The 24,513-nt window shown below is 62.0% G+C and carries 26 protein-coding genes and 1 tRNA gene; 15 read left to right on the top strand and 12 right to left on the bottom strand.

Going from position 1 to position 24,513, the window contains the following annotated elements:
* Positions 1-217: 217 nt before the first annotated feature.
* Entirely contained in the window at positions 218-1,492 is a 1,275-nt protein-coding gene (locus ASC86_RS06105; protein ID WP_056317495.1) for an MFS transporter, read from the top strand.
* Between the two features lie 18 nt (positions 1,493-1,510).
* Here the strand turns inward: ASC86_RS06105 and ASC86_RS06100 are convergent, their stop codons facing one another.
* The 4 genes from ASC86_RS06100 to ASC86_RS06090 form a co-directional block, all read right to left on the bottom strand.
* The gene (locus tag ASC86_RS06100) at positions 1,511-2,542 is read right to left on the bottom strand and encodes a hydroxyacid dehydrogenase (RefSeq protein ID WP_056318349.1); all 1,032 of its coding nucleotides are present in this window, start codon (positions 2,540-2,542) and stop codon (positions 1,511-1,513) included.
* A gap of 82 nt (positions 2,543-2,624) precedes the next feature.
* Positions 2,625-2,801 carry a hypothetical protein gene (locus ASC86_RS26205; RefSeq protein WP_200943771.1) on the bottom strand — a complete coding sequence of 59 codons (177 nt, stop codon included), beginning with the start codon at positions 2,799-2,801 and terminating at the stop codon, positions 2,625-2,627.
* A 69-nt stretch (positions 2,802-2,870) separates the two neighbouring features.
* The gene (locus tag ASC86_RS06095) at positions 2,871-3,728 is read right to left on the bottom strand and encodes a sigma-70 family RNA polymerase sigma factor (protein ID WP_056317493.1); all 858 of its coding nucleotides are present in this window, start codon (positions 3,726-3,728) and stop codon (positions 2,871-2,873) included.
* Between the two features lie 270 nt (positions 3,729-3,998).
* Positions 3,999-4,088: transfer RNA gene (locus ASC86_RS06090), tRNA-Ser, on the bottom strand.
* Positions 4,089-4,369: 281 nt separating this feature from the next.
* On the opposite strand from ASC86_RS06090, the gene ASC86_RS06085 reads away from it, so the two are divergent.
* The 4 genes from ASC86_RS06085 to ASC86_RS06070 all read left to right on the top strand — a co-directional run bounded on the left by ASC86_RS06085 (position 4,370) and on the right by ASC86_RS06070 (position 9,288).
* Positions 4,370-4,687, top strand: coding sequence for a hypothetical protein (locus ASC86_RS06085; protein WP_056317489.1), 318 nt, complete (start codon positions 4,370-4,372; stop codon positions 4,685-4,687).
* A 151-nt stretch (positions 4,688-4,838) separates the two neighbouring features.
* The gene (locus ASC86_RS06080; RefSeq protein ID WP_056317487.1) at positions 4,839-5,720 is read left to right on the top strand and encodes an AraC family transcriptional regulator; all 882 of its coding nucleotides are present in this window, start codon (positions 4,839-4,841) and stop codon (positions 5,718-5,720) included.
* 146 nt (positions 5,721-5,866) lie between these two features.
* Positions 5,867-8,023: a TonB-dependent siderophore receptor gene (locus ASC86_RS06075; protein ID WP_056318346.1), complete on the top strand. Its 2,157-nt coding sequence runs from the start codon at positions 5,867-5,869 to the stop codon at positions 8,021-8,023.
* Positions 8,024-8,295: 272 nt separating this feature from the next.
* Positions 8,296-9,288 carry a BMP family ABC transporter substrate-binding protein gene (locus ASC86_RS06070; protein WP_056317484.1) on the top strand — a complete coding sequence of 331 codons (993 nt, stop codon included), beginning with the start codon at positions 8,296-8,298 and terminating at the stop codon, positions 9,286-9,288.
* A gap of 162 nt (positions 9,289-9,450) precedes the next feature.
* Here the strand turns inward: ASC86_RS06070 and ASC86_RS06065 are convergent, their stop codons facing one another.
* Complete coding sequence (locus ASC86_RS06065; RefSeq protein WP_056317481.1) at positions 9,451-9,660, bottom strand: SlyX family protein; 210 nt, start codon at positions 9,658-9,660, stop codon at positions 9,451-9,453.
* A 225-nt stretch (positions 9,661-9,885) separates the two neighbouring features.
* Between ASC86_RS06065 and ASC86_RS06060 the strand changes: the two genes are divergently transcribed.
* From ASC86_RS06060 to deoA, 7 genes are read left to right on the top strand one after another with little or no spacing between them, the layout of a single operon-like run.
* Positions 9,886-11,421, top strand: coding sequence for an ABC transporter ATP-binding protein (locus tag ASC86_RS06060; protein ID WP_056317478.1), 1,536 nt, complete (start codon positions 9,886-9,888; stop codon positions 11,419-11,421).
* Positions 11,418-12,551: an ABC transporter permease gene (locus ASC86_RS06055; RefSeq protein WP_056317473.1), complete on the top strand. Its 1,134-nt coding sequence runs from the start codon at positions 11,418-11,420 to the stop codon at positions 12,549-12,551. Before ASC86_RS06060 ends, ASC86_RS06055 begins: the two co-directional genes overlap by 4 nt.
* A gap of 3 nt (positions 12,552-12,554) precedes the next feature.
* The gene (locus tag ASC86_RS06050; RefSeq protein ID WP_056317468.1) at positions 12,555-13,526 is read left to right on the top strand and encodes an ABC transporter permease; all 972 of its coding nucleotides are present in this window, start codon (positions 12,555-12,557) and stop codon (positions 13,524-13,526) included.
* Positions 13,527-13,529: 3 nt separating this feature from the next.
* The gene (locus ASC86_RS06045; protein WP_056317464.1) at positions 13,530-13,922 is read left to right on the top strand and encodes a cytidine deaminase; all 393 of its coding nucleotides are present in this window, start codon (positions 13,530-13,532) and stop codon (positions 13,920-13,922) included.
* A complete protein-coding gene (locus ASC86_RS06040) occupies positions 13,919-14,716 on the top strand; it encodes a purine-nucleoside phosphorylase (protein WP_056317461.1) in 798 nt (265 codons plus the stop codon). Before ASC86_RS06045 ends, ASC86_RS06040 begins: the two co-directional genes overlap by 4 nt.
* 31 nt (positions 14,717-14,747) lie before the next feature.
* A complete protein-coding gene (gene deoC / locus ASC86_RS06035; RefSeq protein ID WP_056318343.1) occupies positions 14,748-15,521 on the top strand; it encodes a deoxyribose-phosphate aldolase in 774 nt (257 codons plus the stop codon).
* Positions 15,518-16,834 carry a thymidine phosphorylase gene (deoA, locus tag ASC86_RS06030; RefSeq protein ID WP_056317458.1) on the top strand — a complete coding sequence of 439 codons (1,317 nt, stop codon included), beginning with the start codon at positions 15,518-15,520 and terminating at the stop codon, positions 16,832-16,834. Before deoC ends, deoA begins: the two co-directional genes overlap by 4 nt.
* Here the strand turns inward: deoA and ASC86_RS06025 are convergent.
* The 7 genes from ASC86_RS06025 to ASC86_RS05995 form a co-directional block, all read right to left on the bottom strand.
* Positions 16,827-17,345, bottom strand: coding sequence for a TIGR02281 family clan AA aspartic protease (locus ASC86_RS06025; protein ID WP_056317455.1), 519 nt, complete (start codon positions 17,343-17,345; stop codon positions 16,827-16,829). The genes deoA and ASC86_RS06025 overlap by 8 nt on opposite strands.
* A 129-nt stretch (positions 17,346-17,474) precedes the next feature.
* Positions 17,475-18,104, bottom strand: coding sequence for a uracil phosphoribosyltransferase (upp, locus tag ASC86_RS06020; protein WP_056317452.1), 630 nt, complete (start codon positions 18,102-18,104; stop codon positions 17,475-17,477).
* Between the two features lie 116 nt (positions 18,105-18,220).
* A complete protein-coding gene (locus ASC86_RS06015) occupies positions 18,221-19,189 on the bottom strand; it encodes an adenosine deaminase (protein WP_056317449.1) in 969 nt (322 codons plus the stop codon).
* Complete coding sequence (locus ASC86_RS06010) at positions 19,186-20,406, bottom strand: phosphopentomutase (protein WP_056317446.1); 1,221 nt, start codon at positions 20,404-20,406, stop codon at positions 19,186-19,188. Before ASC86_RS06010 ends, ASC86_RS06015 begins: the two co-directional genes overlap by 4 nt.
* 127 nt (positions 20,407-20,533) lie before the next feature.
* Positions 20,534-21,121 (bottom strand): TadE/TadG family type IV pilus assembly protein, encoded by a 588-nt coding sequence (locus ASC86_RS06005; RefSeq protein ID WP_244477528.1) that lies wholly within the window; start codon positions 21,119-21,121, stop codon positions 20,534-20,536.
* A gap of 11 nt (positions 21,122-21,132) precedes the next feature.
* Positions 21,133-21,765 carry a TadE/TadG family type IV pilus assembly protein gene (locus ASC86_RS06000; protein WP_056318340.1) on the bottom strand — a complete coding sequence of 211 codons (633 nt, stop codon included), beginning with the start codon at positions 21,763-21,765 and terminating at the stop codon, positions 21,133-21,135.
* A gap of 134 nt (positions 21,766-21,899) precedes the next feature.
* Positions 21,900-22,325, bottom strand: a complete 426-nt coding sequence (locus tag ASC86_RS05995; protein ID WP_082509887.1) for a pilus assembly protein N-terminal domain-containing protein — start codon at positions 22,323-22,325, stop codon at positions 21,900-21,902.
* Positions 22,326-22,744: 419 nt separating this feature from the next.
* Between ASC86_RS05995 and ASC86_RS05990 the strand changes: the two genes are divergently transcribed.
* The 3 genes from ASC86_RS05990 (at position 22,745) to cpaB (ending at position 24,512) form a co-directional block, all read left to right on the top strand.
* Complete coding sequence (locus ASC86_RS05990) at positions 22,745-22,927, top strand: Flp family type IVb pilin (RefSeq protein WP_056317438.1); 183 nt, start codon at positions 22,745-22,747, stop codon at positions 22,925-22,927.
* Between the two features lie 138 nt (positions 22,928-23,065).
* Positions 23,066-23,578, top strand: a complete 513-nt coding sequence (locus ASC86_RS05985) for a prepilin peptidase (RefSeq protein WP_056317435.1) — start codon at positions 23,066-23,068, stop codon at positions 23,576-23,578.
* A gap of 112 nt (positions 23,579-23,690) precedes the next feature.
* Positions 23,691-24,512 (top strand): Flp pilus assembly protein CpaB, encoded by an 822-nt coding sequence (gene cpaB / locus ASC86_RS05980; protein ID WP_056317430.1) that lies wholly within the window; start codon positions 23,691-23,693, stop codon positions 24,510-24,512.
* Position 24,513 lies beyond the last annotated feature (1 nt).

The raw sequence follows: 24,513 nt of genomic DNA, 5'->3' as shown, positions 1-24,513 counted from the left end.
CGGCAAACGCCCGCGCGCCTTCCCCGACTTCTTTTGCACGGCATCGCCGTGGGTTGAAAAGCGGCGGAGATCGCCGCGCCGGGCACCTTTAGCGAAGAGCGTGCCGAAAGGCAGTCCTTGAAATCGCGCGACACCAACTAACTTGCATAATGAAAGTTACTAGTTTATACAGCGGCTCCCTTGGGCGAAGCAGCCCTCGCCAAACCGGAGATGTCGAATGCTCTCTACCGCCGTCGCCGCCTATCTCTCCCGGCGTTCCATTCATTACGGCTGGGTGGTGGCCGCCACCGCCTTCCTCACCATGCTGGTCACGGCCGGCACCATCGGCGCGCCCTCGGTGCTGCTCCTGCCGCTGCAGCGCGAGTTCGGCTGGGAAGCCTCCTCGATCTCCGCAGCCCTTGCCATCCGCTTCTTCCTCTTCGGGCTGATGGCGCCCTTCGCCGCCGCCCTCATGAACCGATATGGCCTGCGCCGCATGGCGCTCACGGCGTTGTCCGTCGTCTTTACCGGTATGGCGCTATCGCTGTTCATGCGTGAACTCTGGCAGCTCATCGTGCTCTGGGGCTTCGTTATCGGCATCGGCACGGGCTTGACCGCCATGGTCATGGGCGCAACGATTGCCACACGCTGGTTCACCGCCCGCCGAGGCTTCGTCGTCGGGCTCCTGACCGCCAGCACCGCCACCGGCCAGCTCGTCTTCATGCCGCTGATCGCCGCCCTCACGGAGGCCTATGGCTGGCGCAGCGCCGTCATCTTCATCATCGCCATGCTGTTCGTCTGCGCCGCCGCGATGCTCGCCTTCATGCGCGACCGCCCGTCCGATCTCGGTCTGAAGCCTTACGGCCAGACGGTGGACGAGCCGCCTGTCGCGACCACCCTTACCAGCAATTCGCCGATCGATACGCTGATCGAAGCGGCCAGAACCCGTATCTTCTGGGTGCTGTTCGCGTCCTTCTTCGTCTGCGGACTCTCGACCAACGGGCTCATCCAGACCCATTTCGTCTCGCTCTGCGCCGATTACGGCATGGCCCCGGTCGCCGCCACCGGCTTTCTCGCGATCATCGGCATCTTCGATTTTGCCGGCACCGTCGCCTCGGGCTGGCTGTCGGATCGTTACGACAATCGCTGGCTGCTGTTCTGGTATTACGGCCTGCGCGGGCTGTCGCTGGTCTGGCTGCCCTTTACCGGCTTCGAGCTTGTGGGCCTCTCTGTCTTCGCCGTGTTCTACGGCCTCGACTGGGTCGCGACCGTGCCGCCGACCGTCAAGCTCACCGCGCAGCATTTCGGTCGCGAAAAGGCGAATATGGTGTTCGGCTGGGTGTTCTTCGGCCACCAGATCGGCGCAGCCACGGCGGCCTTCGGTGGCGGCTACATCCGCGACAGCTACGCAAGCTACCTGCCGGCGCTGATGGTCGCAGGCGTCGCCTGCCTCATCATCGCCCCACTGGTCCTTGCCGGCGGCCGGCGGCAGATGCAGCCCGCCGCCGCTTAAACCACCTCGAAGCCGGTGTCAGTTCACCGTCACCGGCTTCGAGCGCATGCGGGACACCGTCTCGCGCTCCGCCCGCTTGCAGCGCATCGGCGGCAGGTCGCGGTCCATCAGGTCCATGTCTTCCAGCACCATGTCGCCCATTTTTTTGAAGGCGCTGTCGAGGGCGCCGGCCCGGTGGGCGGAGCGCAGAAAACCCTTGAGCCGCCGCACCGGATGGTCAAGCGGTAACGGCTCCTCGGGATAGACATCGCTCGCCGCGACGATGTGGCCGCGCTCAACCGCCGCCATCAAGTCGTCGAAATCGACGACGCTTGCCCGGCTGAGCAGGATGAAAGCCGCCCCAGCCCGCATCTTCGCAAAGGCCCCGGCATCGAGAAAACCCTGGTTCTCGCTGGTAACAGAGGCGACCACGAAGACGAAGTCGCTTGCCGAAAGCACTGTGTCGAGGCTTGCCGGCTCCACACCGTGATCCCGCAGGATCGAGGCCGGCATCCACGGATCGTACACCCGCGTTTTCGTGCGAAAGCCTGCGAGCACCCGGTTCAGCGCCTTGCCGAGATCTCCGAAGCCGATGATGCCGACTTCGGCGCCGGAGAGCAGTCGCGCCTTGCCATTGCCCTCGCCGCCCCACAGCTCGCGCCCCTCGCGAAAATCGAGATCGGCATCGACGATGCCGCGGGCGAGATTGAGCGCCATGGCAAGCCCAAGCTCCGCCACCGGCTCGGCAAACACCTGGCCGGTGGTGACCACATGGATGCCGCGTTGGAACAGCACCTCGTAGGGCATGTTGTTGATGAGATTGCTTTCGACGTTCAGGATCGCCCGCAGTTTTGGCATGCGCGCCAGTGTTTGATGGTTGAGCGGCGGCTGGCCGAGAATATAGCGAGCCCTGCCGAGCACGCCGTCGCCGAGGCCTGCAATATCGCCGGGATCGGCCTCGACGATCTCATAGCGCTCTTCGAGCACCCGGCGGGCTTCGTCGGTAAAGATCAGATCGAGCGTGCGCGGCTCCGGCGCGCTGATGACGAGGTGTCGTTCCCTGTCGCTCATCTGCATGTCCTCCCGCCAGCCGCGTGTGCGCCGGTTCCCGAGAGATGCTATCGAGCGGGGATGCTTTTGAAAAGGGAGGCGCTCAGCGCTTGATCAGCCGCTTCGCCGCTTCCTGTGCCGCGATCTGGGCTTCGAACATGGTGGCGAACTGGCCTTGGGCCGGATAAACGACGCCACGATGATTGAGCACGAAGCACCAGCGCCCGTTCTGGCGCTTTTCAACTGTGATCTTGCTTTCGGTCTTGTTGTCGTCGCTCATCGAATGGTCTTCCTTGCCTGCCGCTGCCGTTCTTTACCCGCTGATATCAGGTCATGGCAAGTCAAGGTTTCAGCCGAGCCTCACCCAGTCCGTCGCCTCGATCGCATAGGGTGTGAACAGGAAATCGCGGATCGCCGCGATCTCGTCGCCCTGCCAGTCGATCAGGACGAAATGCGCAGGCTTTTCCATCGCTCCCGCCGCATCGAACACCAGCATGGCCGGACGACCCTCGATTGCCCCGAGGGCAAACCGCCATTTCGTTTCCTCGGCATAGCGGGTGAAGTAGCGATCGACGGTCTTGCGGCCTTCGAGCTTGAGCCGGTTGACCAGATCGAGCTTCACGTCGTCTGCGAGCACGGCGCGAATGCCGTCGAAGTCGCCGCTCTGGAACAGGCGGACGTAAGTGGCCATCTTCTCCCGCTCGGCACCCGACATCAGCGGCAGCCGGATATCCTCGGGCTGCTGCGCCAGCTGTCGTAACGCCGCCCGTCCGCGCTGAAGCGCCGATTTGGCCGCCGCTGCCGAGCAGTCAGCGATCACGGCAACCTCCTCGACCGAATGGCCGAGCACGTCCTTGAGGATAACGGCACAGCGCTGCAATTCGGGCAGTTGCAAAAACGTCTGAAACCCGACCGCAACCGCGTCGGCGTCAGGAAGGGGCGCACCCTCGATCTCGTCAACGAGAGGAACGACGGTGTTGCGCGCCCGGCGGCGCAGGAAATCGAGGCATGTATTATGGGCGATGCGCAGCAGCCAGGGTTCGAGCTTGTCGATCTCGGCCCCTTCCGCCTGCGCCCGCAGGGCCTTGAGCAGAGCGTCCTGCAACACATCCTCGCCATCGACGGTCGAGCCGGTCATGCGCGCGCAATAGCGATGCAGGCGCGGTCTCAGCGCAGCAAGGCGCTCTTCGAAGTCTCCGGCATTCATGTATCAGGCTCCACAGGTGCGTCTGCAGGGAAAACCCGCCGTCCGCGTCCGAACGATAGCGCAGGCCGGCGGCGATGTCCGCCGTCCGCGGACCAATTCCTCACGCGCCCGCCTTGAGGATGTGGATCAGCGTGATGGTAGCCATGGTATCTCCATTCTGGATGAGCACACCAAAGACGAAACCCGAAGCGGAAACGGATCGCGAGGCAGAAGATTTTCTGACGGGGTTATGCGAGCGGTGGCAGCAATCAGGAAGATTCGAAAGAAAGATGGCGGACAGAGAGGGATTCGAACCCTCGATACGCTTTCACGTATACACGCGTTCCAGGCGTGCGCCTTCAACCACTCGGCCACCTGTCCGTCCGTTATCGCACCGTCGGTTGGTCCGGTGGATCGCAGAGGCCGCAAGGGCTCTGCGCACGCGGTTCGCTGGCGCGAACCGGCCGCTTCGGTACATGTACCGGCGACGGCGCGATATATACCGAGGAATTTTCAGGGATCAACTGGATTCTGACAGTTTTTTGACTTCATTTTTTGTGAGCCCCGCGAAATCCGCATCTTGCCGCCCGGATCGCCCTTGCCTAAGTCTCCGCAACAGCAAAGATGCGGCCGATAGCGGCGGCACGAGAGGGAGGATTTGCATGCGGTTTCTTCTGCGGGTCGCCAGCTTCCTGGCGCTGGTGTTGGGCGTCCTGGCCGCGGCGGTCGATTCCATCCAGTCAGTCTCGGCCTCCCAGCCGGTACTGACGCCACTCGGCAGCGCCGTTTCCGCCTCCGGCGATAGGGGCCTTGCCTTGGTGCAATCGCTGGAGCGCCCCGGCGGCCCCACTGGCGTGCTCCAGCCCGTCGCCCTCTGGATGCTACAACAGCCGGCCTTCGCCGTCTTCATCGCGCTGGCGCTCGCGCTGTGGATGATTGCCTATCGCAAGCCGCCCGTCGCCGGCCGTTTTTCGGCCTGACCAAAACCGCCGGTCATGGCGGAAAAGCCACAATGCTGCTGTTTCGGCGGTTTCCTGCATTTTAGCGATTGCCGGAAGAGCGAATCTCGCCTACGAAAACATGAATATAAAAAGTAGGTTTTAGCACGTTGCGACGAAACCGGATCGGGCGATGACGTTTCAGCCCCGCATGAACAACCGCATCAACGGCTTTTCCGTCATTGGCGGCCTCAACCGGCGCCAGTGGAACGGCGTTGTTGCGGATCTTTGGAATGTGGAATGCGCGCCGCTGGCCGGCGGCTTTTATGTGGCTGACGATCCGCGCCTGTTCATCGTGCTCGATGCCAAAGGCGGGCGGCCGAACATTAGGCTTCGCCAGCCGCAGGGCGGCTTTTGCGAGGAAGGGCAGGGGCAGGTCGCCTCCTATATCCCTGCCGGCATGGAACTCTGGGCGGAGATGGTCGATGTCGATTTCGTCCGCCATCTCGATCTTCATTTCAGCGTCGAAACCTTGAGCCGGCGGCTGATGGAAGATCTTGACCCGGCCCAGCTCACCGCGCCGCGGCTGATGTTCTCCGATCCGCGCATCCTGTCGCTCGCCGAACTGATCGCCGCCGAATGCGTCAATCCGCAGCCGTTGCACGATCTTTACGGCGACGGCCTGTCGCTGGCGCTTCTGATCGATGTTCTGCGGCTCGGCCCGTCGCGCCAGCGCAAGCGCAGCGCCCTCGCCAATTGGCAGCTGCGCCGGGCGATCGACTATATCGAGGAAAATTGCCTGCACGGCATCCGCATGGAAACCCTTGCGGAGCTGACAGGCCTTTCACAGTCCCATTTCAGCCATGCCTTCAAGGCCTCGACCGGCCTGCCGCCGCACCAGTGGCAGATGAAGGCCCGCATCGAGCGGGCCAAGCGGATGATTGTCGGCGCAGATCATCCGATGAGCGTGATCGCCGCCGAAACCGGCTTTGCCGATCAAGCTCACTTCACCCGCGCCTTTCGCAAGATCGTTGGTGTGACGCCGGGCAGCTGGGCCCGTAATCAAAGGGCCTGATGAGCAATTGCTCCAATCTGCGAGATTGGCCCAGAAATGATCAAAGACCGCAGGAAAAGACAATCACCGCCGAAATAGCTGAATTAAATACTCATCTTATGATGGCAGGACGGCTGAGCGGGGCCGGCATTTTCTGGGGTGACGATATGCGGATGAAGGGAACTCGCCGGTTTCTCATGGCGGGTGTTTCGCTGGCGGCGGTGATGGTGGCGCCGGTGGCGGCGCGGGCGCAGGATGTTGCGCCGGGCGGCGAAACGCAGCTGGAACGGCTGGTGGTCGAAGGCGGCAAGGTGACGGAAACCGAAGCGACCGGCCCGGTCGAAGGTTACGTGGCGAAAGTGACGGATACAGGCTCGAAGGCCGCCATGGCGGTATCCGATATCCCGCAATCCGTCTCCGTCATCGGTCGCGAGGAACTCAACGACCGCGGCGTTGTCAACAAGGTCGATGAAGCGCTGCGCTACACCGCAGGCGTCGCCGCCGAACCCTTCGGCAGCGATCCCGATACGGATTGGTTCTACATCCGAGGCTTCGACGCCACCCAGACGGGCGTGTTCCTCGATGGCTTGAACCTGTTCTCTTATGGTTTCGGCGGCTTCCAGTCCGATCCCTTCATGCTGGAGCGCGTCGAAGTGCTGAAAGGCCCGGCCTCGGTGCTTTACGGTGGCTCCAGTCCGGGCGGCATCGTCGATCTCGTGCGCAAGCGCCCGCAGGACGATCCGCTCTACTATGCCGAAATCGGCATCAACAATTTCGGCAACGCCTTCTTCGGCTTCGACGTCAACGACAAGCTGAAGGACGACGGCACGATCACCTACCGCATCACAGGCAAGATCGCCGGCGGCGACAACTATACGGATTATTCCGAGGACCTGCGCGGCTTCCTTCTGCCGCAAATTACCTATGCGCCGGATGATGCAACGAGCCTGACGGTCTACGCACTCGCCTCCGATCTCGACCAGACCCATATCGCCAACGGTTTCCTCCCTTATTTCGGCACGGTGGAAGACGGTCCCTTGGGCGGTAAGATCGACCGCGATTTCTTCTATGGCGAGCCGGATCACGACTACGGCCGCTACGACCAGCAGATGATCGGCTACGAGTTCGAACATCAGTTCGACAGCGGCTGGACCTTCTCGCAGAACCTGCGCTTCGCCCATCTCGATAAGTCGGAAGAGCTGGTTTACCCTTACGCCTACGCGGCAACCGGCGATCTGGCCCGTCTCGGTTTCAAGCACGACACAAGCGTCGATAGTTTCAATGTCGATAACCGCCTGCAGAACGAATTCGAGTCGGCCGGCACCGAACACAATCTGCTCGTCGGCCTCGACTACAAGAACTTCAAGATCGACCAGACGCAGGCTTCGGCTTTCCCGGCATCCGATCTCGATCCCACCGACCCTGACTATGGCGGACCCATTCCGGCCTACAGCGTCTATCTCGATGGCGTGAGCCACATGCAACAGGTCGGCGTCTATGCGCAGGACCAGATCCGCTTCGGCGGCGGCTGGCTAGTGACGCTGAACGGCCGTTACGACTATGTCGACACCGAAACGGATTCGCGCCTTGCCAACGGCTCCTTCAGCACCAACGACAGCGCCCTGAGCGGCCGCGCCGGTCTCGCCTATGAGCTCGACAACGGCCTCACGCCCTATGTCAGCGCCTCGAGCTTCTTCAATCCGCTGATCGGCATTTCCGCCTCCGGCACGCCGCTGGTGCCGGAAGAGGGCGTTCAGTACGAAGCCGGCATCAAATACGAGCCGACCATCTTCGACGGCCTGCTGACCGCCTCGCTTTTCCACCTGACCAAGGAAAACGCACTGAACCCGAACGGCTTCACCATGACCCAGCTCGGCGAAGTGGAATCGAAGGGCATCGAGCTGGAAGGCAAGGTCAACGTCGACCAGAACTGGAAGCTCTTGGCCTCCTATACCTACACGGACATGGAGATTACCGAGGAAGGTTTCGCCGATTTCGTCGGCAAGCGCCCCCGCCTGATCCCCGAGCATCAGGTTGCCCTGTGGGTCGATTACACGATCACCGATGGCGCGATGGAAGGCGTGAGCCTCGGCGGCGGCCTGCGTTACCAGGGCAAGTCGGCGGCGGATAACCTCAACACCGAGTGGGTGCCCTCCGCGGTGGTCGCCGATGCCGCCATCCGTTACGAGAAGAACGGCTGGGGCGCCGCGTTCAACGTCAGCAACCTGTTCGACAAGGAATACGTCAAGGGTTGCCAGGAGCTGTTCACCTGCGGCTATGGCGAGCAGCGCACCGTTACGCTGAAGCTCAGCAAGACGTTCTGATCGGACGAAAACGTGAGACCTTCAGGCCGCTGCACAATCCATGCAGCGGCCTTTTCCTTGCCGGAAATCCACGGATTTCGCCCGCTGTTTGAGCGATTTACCTTTTTTTACCAATTGAAAAATTTCGGGTGAATTTTCGCCGGAGGCGTGCAAGGATGCGCGCCAGCCAGACCTCCCCTGGGGGTCGGTGGTTCCGCAGACATGCTCTCCGCAAAGAGGGAGCGTGCGGGAGGACCCAACAAAAACATCAATAGCAACAACAGGGCTGCACTATGAAGAAAACCCTCCTCGGTCTCCTTGCTTTTTCGATGATGTCGGCGACGGCTCTCGCCGACGATATCAAGCCGGCGATCATCTACGATCTCGGCGGCAAGTTCGACAAATCCTTCAACGAAGCGGCCTTCAACGGCGCGGAAAAGTTCAAGACCGAAACCGGCATCGAATACCGCGAATTCGAAATCGCCAACGACGCTCAGCGCGAGCAGGCGCTGCGCCGCTTCGCCGGCGACGGCAACAATCCGATCGTCATGGCCGGCTTCAACTGGGCGGCAGCGCTTGAAAAGGTCGCAGCCGAATATCCGGATACCAAGTTCGCCATCATCGACATGGTTCTCGACAAGCCGAACGTGAAGTCGGTCGTCTTCAAGGAACAGGAAGGCTCCTATCTCGTCGGCGTTCTCGCCGGCCTCGCCTCCAAGACCAAGACGGTCTCCTTCGTCGGCGGCATGGACGTTCCGCTGATCCACAAGTTCGCCTGCGGCTATGTCGGCGGCGCGAAGTCGACCGGCGCTGACGTCAAGGTTCTCGAAGCCTATACCGGCACCACTCCGGACGCCTGGAACGACCCTGTCAAGGGCGGCGAAATCGCCAAGTCCCAGATCGACCAGGGTTCCGACGTCGTCTATCACGCTGCCGGCGGTACCGGCGTCGGCGTTCTGCAGGCGGCTGCGGATGCCGGCAAGCTCGGCATCGGCGTCGATTCCAACCAGAACGGCCTGCAGCCCGGCAAGGTCCTGACCTCGATGCTCAAGCGCGTCGACGTCGCCGTCTACGAAAGCTTCAAGGCTGCCAAGGATGGCAACTTCCAGTTCGGCATTTCCAACCTTGGCCTCAAGGAAGATGGCGTCGGCTATGCCGTTGACGACAACAACAAGGCCCTGATCACTCCGGAAATGCAGGCTGCCGTCGACAAGGCCAAGGCCGACATCATTGCCGGCACGGTTCAGGTTCACGACTATATGTCGGATGAGGCCTGCCCTTACTAAGAGGCTGATATTGTAATAAAAAGCCGCCGGTCCCCGTGGTCGGCGGTTTTTTGTTTGGCGACGAAGCCCATACCCTCTCCGTCATGGTTGGGCCTGACCCGACCATCCATCAGCCGCTCCACTCGACTGGATGCAGCCTCTGCGGCCGACGGCTTTTATGGCTCAATAATGCGGCGGGCGGGTGATCGCCGGCGCGTCGAGGCTCTGTTCCTCAAGCCTCAGGAACCGTTCCGTCAGCCGGTCGAGCTTGGCGCGGGTCTGCTCCACCACCTTCCACTGTTGCGTCAGCTGATCGGAAAGCTCCTCGATGGCCTTGGCCTGATGGGCCACGGTTTCCTCGAGCTGGGTGATGCGGGCGTCTTTATCGGTCATGGGCTTTCCCCGAAGGTTTTCCTGTCGCCCTCTAGCATAATATCGGCCGAAGCAAATCGGCTCTGGACTCTCCGTGGCGAAATCGGGAAGAGTGTGCGCAGATGCGAATTTAGGCTTACACCGCCTGACTTCGGATGATAAATATATACCAATTGGTAAAAAAATCGACGCCCCGACCATCCGCCAGAAGATGAATCCGGGCCACTTGGGGAAATAAAGGCCAACATGAGCGATCTCGCCATCGAGCTCAGGGGCATAGACAAGAGCTTCGGCCTTGTTCATGCCAACAAGGACATCAATGTCAAGGTCCGCAAAGGGACCATCCACGGCATCATCGGTGAAAACGGCGCCGGCAAATCGACGCTGATGTCGATCCTTTACGGCTTCTATCAGGCCGATCGCGGCGACATCCTGATCGACGGCAAGACCGTCACCATCAAGGACCCGAACACGGCGATCGCAAGCGGCATCGGCATGGTCCACCAGCACTTCATGCTGGTCGAGAATTTCACCGTGCTCGAAAACATCATGCTCGGCGCCGAAGACAGCCAGGTGCTGAACACCAGCATTTCCAAGGCCCGCGTCGAGCTGAAGCGGCTGGAAAAGGAATACGCGCTGGAGGTCAATCCCGATGCACTGATCGAGGAGCTGCCGGTCGGCCTGCAGCAGCGCGTCGAAATCCTCAAAGCCCTGTATCGCAAGGCCGATATCCTCATCCTCGATGAGCCGACCGGCGTCCTGACCCCGGCCGAGGCCGATCACCTGTTCCGCATCCTCGGGCAGCTGAAAGCGCAGGGCAAGACGATCATCCTGATCACCCACAAGCTGCGCGAGATCATGGCGATTACCGACGAGGTGTCGGTCATGCGCCGCGGCGAGATGGTGGCGACCCGTAACACCAGGGAAACCTCCGTCGAGGAACTGGCCGAACTGATGGTCGGCCGCCGCGTCCTGCTGCGCGTCGAAAAGGGCGAAGCCAATCCGGGCGCCGTCAAGCTGTCGGTCAAGAACCTCACCGTGCGCGACAGCCGCGGAGTCACCATGGTCGACAACGTCTCCTTCGACATCAGGGCCGGCGAAATCGTCGGCATTGCCGGTGTGGCCGGTAACGGTCAGTCCGAGTTGCTGGAAGCGATTTCCGGTATTCGCCGCGCCGTCTCCGGTTCCGTGGTGCTGAACGGCAAGTCCGTCGATGTCACGGCCCATGTCGATCCCGGCGAACTGCGCGTACAGGGTCTCGGCCACGTGCCGGAAGATCGTCACCATGTCGGCCTCGTCCTGAAGTTCGACGAGAGCGAAAACGCCATCCTCGGCTATCACCGTGACAAGCGGTACCTGAACGGCCCGTTCCTCAACATGGATGCGATCCGCGCCGAGGCCGAGGACAAGATCCAGAAATACGATATCCGCCCGCCGAACGCGAAGCTGAAGACGGCGAATTTCTCCGGCGGCAACCAGCAGAAGATCGTGCTGGCGCGCGAAATGGAGCGCGGCCCGGATGTGCTGATCATCGGCCAGCCGACCCGCGGCGTCGATGTCGGCGCCATCGAATTCATCCACAAGCGGATCATCGAGATGCGCGACCGGGGCATGGCCGTGCTGCTGGTGTCCGTCGAACTCGATGAAATCCGCGCGCTGTCCGATCGTATCCTCGTGATGTTTGCCGGCCGTGTGGTTGGCGAGCGCGGCGCGGATGCGACGGAAGGCGAACTCGGCCTTCTCATGGCCGGGGTCGAAGGCCGCAAGGAGGCCGCAGAATGAGTAACCCTTACGCAAAGCTGCCCAACTGGGCGGAATACGGGCTGATCCCCTTCGTCAATCTCGTCGTCGCCTTTCTGGTCGCCGGCCTCGTCGTGCTGCTCGTCGGCGAAAATCCGCTGGATGCCGCCTATCACATGGTCAACGGCGCCTTCGGCCGCGGCGAATATATCGGCTTCACCCTCTATTACGCGACGACCTTCATCTTCACCGGCCTTTCGGTGGCCGTCGCCTTCCATGCCGGCCTGTTCAACATCGGCAGCGAAGGCCAGGCTTATATCGGCGGCATCGGCGTGACACTCGCCTGCCTCTGGCTCGATCGCACCATGCCGTGGTTCGTGGTGTTTCCGCTGGCGATCATCGGTTCGGCCGCTTTTGGCGCGCTCTGGGCGTTCCTGCCGGGCTGGCTGCAGGCCAAGCGCGGCAGCCACATCGTCATCACCACCATCATGTTCAATTTCATCGCCTCGAGCCTGATGGTCTACCTCCTGACGCGCGTCCTGAAGCCGCTCGGCTCGATGGCGCCGCAGACCCGTACCTTCGAGGCCGGCGGCCAGTTGCCGAAGCTCGACTGGCTCTTGTCGATCTTCGGCCTCGACATCGGCAATGCCCCCTTCAACATTTCGTTCCTTTTGGCGCTTCTCGTCGCCTTCGGCGTCTGGACGCTGATCTGGCGCACCCGCTTCGGCTACGAGCTGCGCACCATGGGCCACAGCCCGTCCGCCGCCCGTTACGCCGGCATCAGCGAAACCCGCATCACCATCATCGTCATGATGATCTCCGGCGGCCTCGCCGGCATGATGGCGCTGAACCCGATCATGGGCGAGCAGTTCCGCATGCAGCTGGATTTCGTGCAGGGCGCCGGCTTCGTCGGCATCGCCGTGGCGCTGATGGGCCGTTCCCATCCGGCCGGCATCATCCCGGCAGCGATCCTCTTCGGCATGCTCTATCAGGGCGGCGCCGAAATCGCCTTCGAGATGCCGGCCATCTCGCGCGACATGATCGTTATTATCCAGGGCCTCGTCATTCTCTTTGCCGGCGCGCTCGAAAATATGTTCCGGCCGGCCATCAGCCGCTTCTTTGCCGGCCTCGGGCAGCGTTCCGCAACTGCCGCCCAGACGAAGGGAGCCTGAGCGATGGATTTCTTCCACACCATCATCGCCCTTCTCGAATCCACCATCCGCGTCTCCGTGCCGCTGATCTTCGCAGCCCTTGCCGGCCTCTATACCGAGCGGGCAGGGGTGTTCGACATCGGCCTCGAAGGCAAGATGCTCGGTGCCGCCTTCGCAGCCGGCGCCGTTGCCGGCATCACCGGCTCGGTCTGGGCGGGCCTCATCGTCGCCATCATCATCTCGGTGCTGCTGTCGCTGGTCCACGGCTATGCCTCGATTACCCAGCGCGGCAACCAGATCGTTTCCGGTGTCGCCATCAACTTCGTCGTCGCCGGCTCCACGGTCATCCTCGGCGAAGCCTGGTTTCGTCAGGGCGGCCGCACGCCGGCACTCTCCGGCGATGCCCGCTTCCAGACGATCACGTTTCCCTTCGCCGATTCCATCCGCGAGATACCCTTTATCGGCCCGATCTATGCCGATCTGCTCTCCGGTCACTTCCTCCTGACCTATCTCGCCTTCGCGCTGGTACCGATCAGCTGGTGGGTGCTCTACCGCACCCGCTTTGGTCTCCGCCTGCGCGCCGTCGGTGAAAATCCCGGTGCGGTCGATACAGCCGGCATCTCCGTCATCTGGCTGCGGTATCGCGCCGTCATCTGCTGCGGCATTCTCTGCGGCTTTGCCGGGGCCTATCTGTCGCTCGCCATGAGCGCCGGCTTCGTCAAGGGCATGACGGCGGGCAAGGGCTATATCGCGCTGGCCGCGCTGATCTTCGCCAAGTGGCGGCCGTTCAACATCATGCTGGCTTGCCTGCTGTTCGGCTTCCTCGATGCGCTGGCGATCCGCCTGCAGGGCAATCCGCTGCCGCTGATCGGTCAGGTGCCGGTGCAATTGATGCAGGCGCTGCCCTATATCCTCACCGTCATCCTGCTTGCCGGCTTCATCGGCAAGGCGATCCCGCCGAAGGCCGGCGGTGTACCCTATGTGAAGGAGCGCTGATCGATGAAAAACGATCTCTTCGAGGCCGCCCGCGCGGCCATGTCCAAGGCGCATGCGCCCTATTCGAAATTCCCGGTCGGCGCGGCCATCCGCGCCGAAGACGGCAAGATCTATTCCGGCGCCAATATCGAAAACCTGTCCTTCCCGGAAGGCTGGTGCGCGGAAACCACCGCCATCAGCCACATGGTCATGGCCGGCCAGTGCAAGATCCTCGAAGTCGCCGTCATCGCTGAAAAACTGGCGCTTTGCCCGCCCTGCGGCGGCTGCCGCCAGCGGCTGGCGGAATTTTCGGGTGCCAGCACCCGCATCTTCCTCTGCGATGAAACCGGCGTGAAGAAGACGCTCGCTCTCTCCGATCTGCTGCCCCACTCCTTCGAAACCGAGGTCATCGGTTGACCGCCGCCGCAGACCTGCTGAAGGTCCGCATCAGCGGGCTCCAGCCCCGTTACGGCATCGTGCTCGGTTCCGGCCTCGGCTCGCTGGTCGAAGGCGTGACGGACGCCGTCCGCATCTCCTATGCCGATGTCCCCGGCTTCCCCGTCAGCGCCGTCTCCGGCCATGCCGGCGAGCTGGTGGCGGGCAGGATCGGCGGCGTGCCGGTCGTGGTGCTTTCGGGCCGCGTGCACTATTACGAGCGTGGCGACGCCAATGCGATGCGCGGCCCGATCGAGACGCTGAAGGCGCTCGGCATAGAGGCCCTGATCCTCACCAACTCCGCCGGCTCGCTGCGCGAAGATCTGCCGCCGGGTTCGGTGATGATGATCACCGACCACATCAATTTCTCCGGCGAAAGCCCGCTGATCGGCGTCGACAGCGACGCTCGTTTCGTCGGCCTGACGGCTGCCTATGATGCGGAACTGGCGGATGCGATCCGCGCTGCCGCCATCAAGCTCGATATTCCGCTGGGTGCCGGCGTCTATATGTGGTTCTCCGGGCCGAACTTCGAAACGCCGGCGGAAATCCGCATGGCCCGCATTCTCGGTGCCGATGCCGTCGGCATGTCGACGGTTCCGGAAGTGATCCTGGCGCGTTTTTTCGGCCTGAAGGTTGCCGCAGCCTCGGTTATCACCAATTATGGGGCGGGCATGACCGGCGCGGAACTCAGCCATCATGAAACCAAGGACATGGCGCCCGTCGGCGGGCAGCGTCTCGCAGCCATCCTGAAAACGATGATATCCGCACGCCCCTGAGGCGTCTGCGGCAGAGGAAACGGACCAAATGATGCTCGAAGCCAACAACCGCCAGGTTGCGTCTCTCGCTTTGTCGCTGCTTGATCTCACCGATCTCAGCGACAATTGCACCCCCGAAGCCATCGAAAAGCTCTGCGCCCAGGCCGTCACGCCCTTCGGCCACACCGCCGCCATCTGCATCTGGCCGCGCTTCATCACGCAGGCACGTAGCATCCTCGGCCCCGAGAGCGCGGTGAAGATCGCCACCGTCGTCAATTTCCCCTCCGGCGACCTGCCGGTCGAAACCGTCGTTGCCGAGACCGAACAGGCGATTGCCGACGGTGCCGACGAGATCGACCTCGTCATCCCCTACAAGGCGTTCATGGCCGGCGACGAGCAGGCCGTGCGCACGATGATCTCGGCCGTCAAGGCCGTCTGCAAGCCGCCCGTGCTGCTGAAGACCATTCTGGAAACCGGCGAGTTGAAGGACCGCGGCCTGATCCGCAGCGCCTCCCATATCGCCATTCAGGAAGGTGCCGATTTCATCAAGACCTCCACCGGCAAGGTTGCCGTCAATGCGACGCTGGAGGCGGCCGATATCATGCTCACCTGCATCCGCGAAAGCGGCCGCAAGGTTGGCTTCAAGCCGGCCGGCGGCGTGCGCACGGTCGGCGATGCGCGCCTCTACCTCAATCTCGCGGCGACGATCCACAGCCCTGACTGGGCCATGCCCTCCACCTTCCGCTTCGGTGCCTCCGGCCTGCTCGGCGATATTCTCGCCGTGCTCGAAGGCCGCGAACCGGCAACCACAGCCGCCGCCTACTGACGATGCTCCCGCAGGAAATCATCCGGCGCAAGCGTAACGGCGAGGCCCTTTCCGCAGACGAAATCGCCGCCTTCATCCGGGGCTTGAGCGATAGCTCGATCTCCGAAGGCCAGGTCGCAGCCTTCGCCATGGCCACCTGGTTTTCCGGCATGTCGGTTGAGGAAACCGTGGCGTTGACGCTGGCCATGCGCGACAGCGGCGACGTGCTCGATTGGAGCGGCATCACAGCCCCCATTGCCGATAAGCATTCGACCGGTGGCGTCGGCGACAATGTCTCCTTGATGCTGGCACCGATCGCCGCTGCCTGCGGCCTCGCCGTGCCGATGATCTCGGGCCGCGGCCTTGGCCACACCGGCGGCACGCTGGACAAGCTGGAATCGATCCCCGGCTACGACATCAAGCCATCGGCATCCCTCTTCCGCCGCACCGTCGAGGAAGCCGGCTGCGCCATCATCGGCCAGACGGCAGCGCTTGCCCCCGCCGACCGCCGCCTCTACGCCATCCGCGACGTCACCGCCACCGTCGATTCCGTCCCCCTGATCACGGCCTCGATCCTCTCGAAAAAGCTCGCCGCCGGCCTGCAATCGCTCGTGCTCGACGTCAAGATCGGCACAGGTGCCTTCATGGTCAGCCTCGAAGAGGCAGAAACGCTGGCCCGCTCCCTCGTCGGTGTCGCCAATGGTGCCGGTGTCAAGACCACGGCTCTGATCACCGACATGAACGAGCCGCTGGCGGATGCCGCCGGCAATGTGCTGGAGATCGAAAACTGCCTCGCCTTCCTGCGTGGCGAAAAATCGGGCAGCCGGCTCGAAACCATCGTGCTCGCCTTCGCCGGCGAAATGCTGGCGACATCAGGGCTCGCCGCCGATGCGGATGAGCGCGCCGCCCTCGCACGAAAGGCCTTGGAAAGCGGTGCAGCGCTGGAGCGGTTCCAGCGCATGGTGCATCTGCTCGGCGGCCCGCATGATTTCGTCGAAAACAGCGCCCGTTATCTCGAAAAGGCTCCGGTCGTCCTTTCGGTCGAGGCACCGCAGGCGGGCTATCTCGCCTCTTGCGATGCCCGCGGCGTCGGCATGGCGGTCATCGCCCTTGGCGGCGGCCGCACCCACCCCGATGACAAGATCGACCACCGCGTCGGCTTCAGCGGCCTGAAGCCGCTGGGCACGAAGCTGGAGAAAGGCGAAACCTTCGCCACCGTCCACGCTGCCGATCAGGCAACCGCGGAAGCCGCTCGAGATAAACTCCTGCTGCTTTACACATTTTCCGAGGAAGCGCCGCCGGCGCGGCCGGTGATCCTGTCGCGGATCAGTTGACGAGGTGCAACGCCCCGTTCTCGACCCGGTAGGACGAGAGCCGATTGAGAAAACTCATGCCGATCAGCATGCCCGACAAGGACGCATCCGGCAGCACCATCGCCTCGACATTGTCGACCCGGATCGAGCCGAGTTCGACGCGGTTCAGCGTCGCCCGCGCCGCCTTCACCACGCCGTTTGCAGTCCCGACCGGGGCGTTGAAGTTGAGACCTGACGGCGAGAGCCCGAGCTTGCGCGCTGTCGAGACATTGATCGCAACAGTGCTGGCCCCGGTATCGATCAGCCCCATCTGCTTGCGGCCGTTGATTTCGAAATTGCCGAAATAATGCCCTTGGGTGGACTGCAGGGTTTCGCCCTTGCCGCTGGCATAGCGCGCCGTCGAAACGGGGGTTGCAGGACTCGATCGTGCCGCCGGTTGGTCGGCCTGCTCAAGATAACGTGTCGCCAGATCGGGAACGAGCACAGCGCCGACGGCAATGGCAGCAGCAATGATCGAAAGACGTGCAAGCATGGGCCTCACTCCGCCGGACGGGGAAACAACGAGCGGCGAGTGAAGCACGCCAGCCCCTAACACGAAACGAAAACGCCGCCGGTATGACCGGCGGCGGTATCGGGAATTGCGTGTCTGGTTAAGAAGACCTTACTTTGTCCCGTACATCCGGTCGCCGGCATCGCCGAGACCGGGCACGATATAGCCCTTCTCGTTCAGATGGCTGTCGATGGAAGCGGTGTAGATCGGCACATCCGGATGCGCCGCCTGGAAATTCTTGATGCCTTCCGGGGCGGCCAGCAGGCAGAGGAAGCGCAGGTTCTTTGCGCCGCGCTCCTTCAGCTTGTCGATGGCGGCGATGGAGGAATTGCCGGTCGCTAGCATCGGATCGACGACGATGACGAGACGCTCGGACATCGCTTCCGGCGCCTTGAAGTAATATTCGACGGCCTCCAGAGTTTCATGGTCTCGGTAGACGCCGACATGGGAGACGCGGGCGGAGGGCACAAGTTCCAGCATGCCTTCGAGCAGGCCGTTGCCGGCGCGCAGGATTGAGGCGAAAACCAGCTTCTTGCCTTCCAGAACCGGCGCCTGAATGGTCTCCAGCGGCGTCTCGATGGTTTCCATGGTCAGCTCGAGATCGCGGGTGACCTCGTAGCAGAGCAGAGTGGAAATCTCGCGCAGCAGCCGGCGGAAGCCGGCCGTTGAAGTTTCCTTCTTGCGCATGATGGTCAGCTTGTGCTGCACGAGCGGATGATTGATGACCGTTACGCCGTCCATGGCCAAGCCTCCGTAAAAAATCTGGATGGGACATTCTTTTTCACGGAAAAGCTCCGACCTGCAAGGGGTGAGCACCGCTTTGCGGCGTCATCCCCAGCCCTCAGCCTCGTGAGTGCCTAAATTTTCGCAAGCAACCGTGCGCGCGTCGCCTCATCCACAAAAGCGCCTTCGATCGCCGTGCGCGTCATGGCATTGATCTCGTCATCGCTGAAGCCGAAGACATGGGAGGCGATTTCGTATTCCTGCTCCAGCGAGGTGTGGAAGAAGGGCGGATCGTCGGAATTCAGCGTCACCCGGCAGCCGGCGTCGCGAAGGGCGCGTAAAGGATGCGACGGGAAATCCGGGAAGACCTTGAGCGAGACGTTCGACCCCGGACAGGTTTCGAGCACCACGCCCTCGTCGGCGATGCGGGCAACAAGATCGGCATCTTCAATCGCCCGCACCCCATGGCTGATGCGGGAGGGGCGCACATGATCCAGAGCATCCCGCACGCTGAAGGCACCGGCCATTTCGCCGGCATGAATGGTGATGCCAAGTCCGCTGTCGCGGGCGATATCGAAGGCGCGGGCAAAATCCGCGACCTTGTGCATCCGCTCCTCGCCGGCCAGATTGAAGCCGGTCACCAGCGGATGTGCGCGCTTTGCCGCATAAAGCGCCGTCTTTTCCGCCCGCTCCGCCCCAAGATGACGGATGATGGTGATGAGCATCCGGCCTTCGATGCCGGTCTTCGCCTTGGCGGCCTCGATGCCGGCAGCCAGCCCGCTTATATAGGCGTCTGCCCCGATACCGATGGTATTGCCGTGGTCGGGCGAAACGATGATCTCGCTATAGATCGTGCCGGCTTCCGCGAGTTCCGCGAGATAGGTTTCAGCGAGCAGCGCGTAATCCTCTTCCGTGCGGAAGAGTTCGGCCACCTTGTCGTAACAGATCAGGAAGTCGGAAAACTCGCTCCAGACATAGGCGCCGTCACGGATGATATCACTGACATCGACATCGTACTTGCGCGCCATTTCCAGCGCGAGCGCCGGCGAGGCCGCACCTTCGATATGGCAGTGCAGCTCGGCTTTCTTCAGATGTGCAATCAAAGGAAACTTCTCCCATGGAGGCCCGGCGTAATGCCGAGATGGCGGGCAACGGTCTCGCCGATGCCGGAAAAACCCTTGAGGACGCCGATCGAGCGTGGGGCGATGCCGGGTCCGAAGGCCAGCACCGGCACACGCTCGCGCGTATGGTCGGTGCCGCGCCAGGTCGGGTCGCATCCGTGATCGGCGGTGATGATGGCGAGATCGCCGAGCTTCATCTTGTCCTGGATTTCGGGCAGGCGATGGTCGAAGGCTTCGAGCGCTGCGGCATAACCCGGCACATCGCGGCGATGGCCGTAGAGCATGTCGAAATCGACGAAATTGGTGAAGACGAGATCGCCGTCTTCGGCCTCGTCCATCGCCTTCAGCGTGGCGTCGAACAGCGCCATGTTGCCGTTGGCCTTGATCAGCCGGCCGATGCCCTGATGCGCAAAGATATCGGCGATCTTACCGACGGCATGCACGGTGCGGCCTGCGGATGTCAGCCGGTCGAGCAAAGTCGGCTCTGGCGGCAGAACGGAATAGTCGCGGCGATTGCCGGTGCGGGTGAAGGTGTCGGCCGATGTTCCGATAAAGGGGCGGGCAATGACCCGACCGATATTGTAGTCGTCGAGCTGCCGGCGCACGACCTGACAGAATTCGAGGAGCCGGTCGAGCCCGAAGGTCGTCTCATGGGCGGCAATCTGGAAGACGCTGTCGGACGAGGTATAGCAGATCGGCTTTCCGGTTCGCATATGCTCCTCGCCGCAGCGGGCGATGATATCCGTGCCCGAGGCATGGCAATTGCCGAGAATGCCCGGCACGTCGCCGTCGCGGCATATCGCCTCGACCAGTTCCGGTGAAAACGCGTCGCCCTCGGTCGGAAAATAGCCCCAGTCGAAACGAACTGGCGTACCGGCGATTTCCCAGTGGCCGGAGGGAGTGTCCTTGCCGCGCGAAACCTCGCTGGCCGCGCCGTAAATGCCGGTTACGGCATCTGCGGCGGAGAGGCCGGCCGGAATATTGCCGGTCGCAAGCCTGGCCGCATGGACAAGCCCGAGCGCCGTCATATTGGGAACCTTCAGCGGTCCCTCGCGCAAACCGGCACGATCGGCCGCACCGGCGGCGCAAAATTCGGCGATATGGCCAAGCGTATCGGAGCCCTCGTCGCCGAAGACGGCTGCATCCGGGGCGTTGCCGATGCCGAAGGAATCAAGAACGAAGAGAAAGGCGCGCGCCATTGTTCACCTGAAAATCACCGTCCGCTCCATTGCCGGGTGCCGTCTTTTACACCCGAAGACCGGTCGTCATGGATACCGCGCCCGGCCGGCGATTGCAAATTGGAGGGGAGGGCGGTTCGCAGGCGCGTTAGCCGGTGCAGTCTTTGCAGAGGATCTCGGTACCCATGCGCTGCTGATAGTAGTAGGTCTTGCTGATGTTGATTTCCTTCAGCGTGTTCGAGATATCCGGCGCCATCAGCATCAGCTTGTGCGGCACGACCAGTTCGGAGCGGACAAGGAAAGTGCCGACCGTGGTCAATTCCTTCGGCAGCGTTGCCGGCGTGCCGGCCGCATAGGGCGTGGCGCCGCTCTGGTCGCGTGACCAGGTAACAACGCCCGTGCCTGGGCCGGTCACCTTTATGCCGGTCATCTTCAATGTGTAGGAGCCGACTTCGTAGGGCGAAAGGGCAGCCTTGACGACGCCTTTCATGCCATCGAGCGTGGCCTTGGTGACGTCCTTTTGCTGCGCCAGGACATCGGCGATGGTGTTGGAGGCATGGGCAACCTTGCGGGCGACGCCGAAGCCGACCGAAACCTCGAAAGCGCCGAGATACCCCATGAGCAGCAGCGGAACGATGATGGCGAACTCGACTGCGCCGGCTCCCTTGCGGTCGTTAGCAAGACCGCGGAACGGCCGTGAAAGAGCTGAGATCGACTGTTTGAAGGAAGCCGCCACGGTTTTCATCCTCAAAAGCTCTCGTTGATGAATGTGTTGGTCGCGACCATCAGGTAGTCCTTCGGCATGGAGCTGCCGGCGGGGCGCAGATTGGTCACGTAAGGACGCACGAGATCTGTGACGACGCTCCAGCGATAGTAGGCGCGCACCATGTTGATCTTTTGCGGTCCGCCCGGCGCGAAAGTGGTTTTGGTATCGAAGTCGTTTCCGTTGCGCGGAATCGCCGTCGGAATTTTCGAGAACTCCGTATAGCTGCGCACGTCGATGTAGAGTTTCCCCGGTGTCTTCGCTTCCGTTGCGGAGCAGCTGAGGAAGTAGGATATCTGGTCGCAATACATCTGCCGGAACTGCTCTTCCGTCTTGTCGGTCGCGCGGCCGAGGTTGAAGGTGATTTCCCCGGTCCGCAGCTTGCGCGCCATCGTGTCGTTGGCACTGGCAAGGATTTGCTCGCCGAAGAAGGCGGCAAAGGTTTCGAGTGAGGCGAAGACCATGATGAGGAATGGCAGGGCCAGGACGGCGAATTCTATCGCCGCGGCACCGCCCTTTTCCCGAAGCAAGCGCCGAAAAAGACCCTCAGGCTTCAGGGTTTTTGTGCCCGAGGCGGCTTCGGTCGCGTTTTCAGCGTTTATCTGCTGTTTTTCCATACCGTTCATCGGCAGTTCCTCTTGTCTGCCGCGACTATAGAAACTCTCCGTTGACAATTCGTATGCGCCTTGCCGGAAAATTTGAACGCCGGCGCTTACCTTCCGGTAAGTATGAGTCCGACGCTGTGGCGCGGTCAGTTGCTGGAACTGGTCGCACGATCGGCGTGCTGTTCGCAATTCGGCGTGCAGGACAGGATCGTGCGGTCTGTCTGTCTGTAGACGCGCACCGTGTTGCCCTCGTCGACTGAAACGAGAATGCGCTCGTCCACGAGGGCATTGCCGTCCGCGTCGAGAATGACGAGGTTGGTGGTACCGAAGGCCCGGCCGGTCAGGACAATGGTGCGGGCATCGGCGACGGTCGCGTCGGCGATGTCGGAATTGCCGATGATGACCTTTGCCACGGGACGATCGAGCTTGAGCACGCGCGCGTGATCCCTGTAGACGCGCATCATGTCCTCCTCTTCCTGCGCCTGGGCGGCGAACGGCGCCGTTATCAGGAATAGGCCCGCCAGAATCGGAAGCAGCCGGGCGGCGCCGAAAGTGAAGATGTTCGATGTCATGGCGATTCCCCGGCGGATATTGACGCCGGAGCATCGCTGATTTTGGTGAATGAAGGGTTAAGGCCGTGGGCCGGTGCCGTTCCGGGACGGCCTCGTGCAGCCGCTACTTGAGGAAAGGGCGTCTACCAACACATGTACAGTGCCAGGAGAAGACGCAAAAGCTTGGGCGCAGGCAGGAGCGATTGTCGCTGCTGCGGCGTTTCCCCTAGTAAAGGATGCGCGAAGGGGATGAATGCCCGTATTTTACACGCATGATTTGCGACCCGTTTACCATATAACCTGTCACGGCACGTTAAGCTTTTGTTAGCTTACTTCCTTAAGCGGTTTGAAATTGCCTCTCCTGTAGCTTTTGCCTCGACCGATCAACGGAAACAGTTGGCGGCAGTGCTGAACAACAACAAGTGAAGTAGGAGAGATATATGACCAAGCTTTTTGCACGTTTCATGAAAGATGAATCCGGCGCGACCGCCATCGAGTACGGCCTGATCGCAGCCCTCATCTCCGTCGCCCTCATCGCCGGCGCAACCGCTCTCGGCTCGTCGCTCGATGCGACCTTCACCGACCTGTCCGGCAAGTTGGACGACGCGACGGCGGCGGAATAATACTCGCTTATCGCCGAGGAGGGGCCGCTTCTTCAAAAGAGGCGGCCCTTGGCATTTGTGGCCGGGGCCTTAGCCAATCCTTAATCGTCAGCCGTAATGCTATCGATGAAACTCATTTTCAACGGGTCTGGAAGAGCGATGACGGAAGCAGCGATTCTTGTTGTATTTCCCTTGTGTCTTGCAATGGCAGCGTTCTCCGACCTGTTCACGATGACGATCCCGAACCGGGTTTCCGCCATCCTGCTGGCGACCTTCGTCATCATCGCGCCCTTTGCCGGCCTTGAGTTGCCGCAGATCAGCCTGCATCTCCTGGCGGGTGCAATTGTCTTCGGTCTCTGTTTTGCGCTATTTGCGGCCAATATCATGGGTGGCGGCGATGCGAAGCTGTTGACCGCGAGCGCCGTCTGGTTCGGTCTCAACCCGTCGCTTTTCACCTATCTCATCTATGTTTCGATATTCGGCGGCGCGCTTACGCTCGTCATCCTTGCCCTGCGCAAGCAGGAAAATACGCTGATGGCCACCGGACTGCCACTGCCGCCGCTCCTGTTCACCGCCAATAAAATCCCTTACGGTATTGCCATCGGGCTTGGCGGCTTCTTCGCCTATCCGTCTTCGCCGCTGATGCTGGCGGCGCTGGGCCACGCCCAGTAGCGCTCGGCGCGGTAACCTTTTGCTAACCACGCCCTTAAGCAACTCGTTAACCATAATTACACCAATTTCAGATCATTCTGCGCCGACGTAATTCCGTGGGGCGACAGAAATCATGAAACCGGTGCGCGTAATCATTCTGGCGGTCGCCGTCCTTTCGGCGGGACTGGCCGGCTTTCTGGCCCTCAAGCTGACGGGCGGTCGTAACGTCGTCACGCAGGGCGAACCGGTGGTCGAGCGTGAACCGACGGTCAACGTGCTTGTCGCCAGCAAGAGCCTCGCCATCGGCTCGCGATTGGACGGTGATTCGATCCGCTGGGCCTCCTGGCCGGAAGGCAGCCTCGTCGATGGCCTGATCACCGACCAGAACCGCCCCAATGCCATCACGGACCTGACCGGCGTCGTCGTGCGCATGCCGCTGTTCAACGGCGAGCCCGTACGCCAGGAGAAAGTCGCCGATGCCTCGTCGCGCATCCTGTCGGCCCTGCTGCCGGCCGGAAAGCGCGCGGTCGCAACCGAGATCACCGTGGCGACCGGCGCCGGCGGCTTCATCCTGCCGAATGACCGCGTCGACGTGATCATGGTTCGCAAGTCCCAGACCGACACCTTCATCACCGAAACCGTGCTGAGCAATGTCCGGGTTCTCGCGATCGACCAGCAGATCGAAGAGAAGGAAGACGGCTCCAAGGCCGTCGTCGGCACGACAGCAACGCTCGAACTCACCCCCGACCAGTCCAAGGTTCTGACCGTCGCCCAGCAGATGGCTGACCGGCTGTCGCTGGCGCTACGCAGCATCGCCGATGCGCAGGAGCCGGACACTGTCGCCGCCGATTATCTCCTCAGCGGTGACGGGCAGCCGGCCATCCAGGTCATCAAATCGGGCTCGATCGTCAGTGAGAACGATGGTGTCACACAGCAGCAGACGAGCAACAAATGAC

This window comes from Rhizobium sp. Root1212 (assembly GCF_001424985.1).
Lineage (GTDB): Bacteria > Pseudomonadota > Alphaproteobacteria > Rhizobiales > Rhizobiaceae > Pararhizobium.
This window is presented reverse-complemented; position numbering and strand designations above follow the sequence as displayed.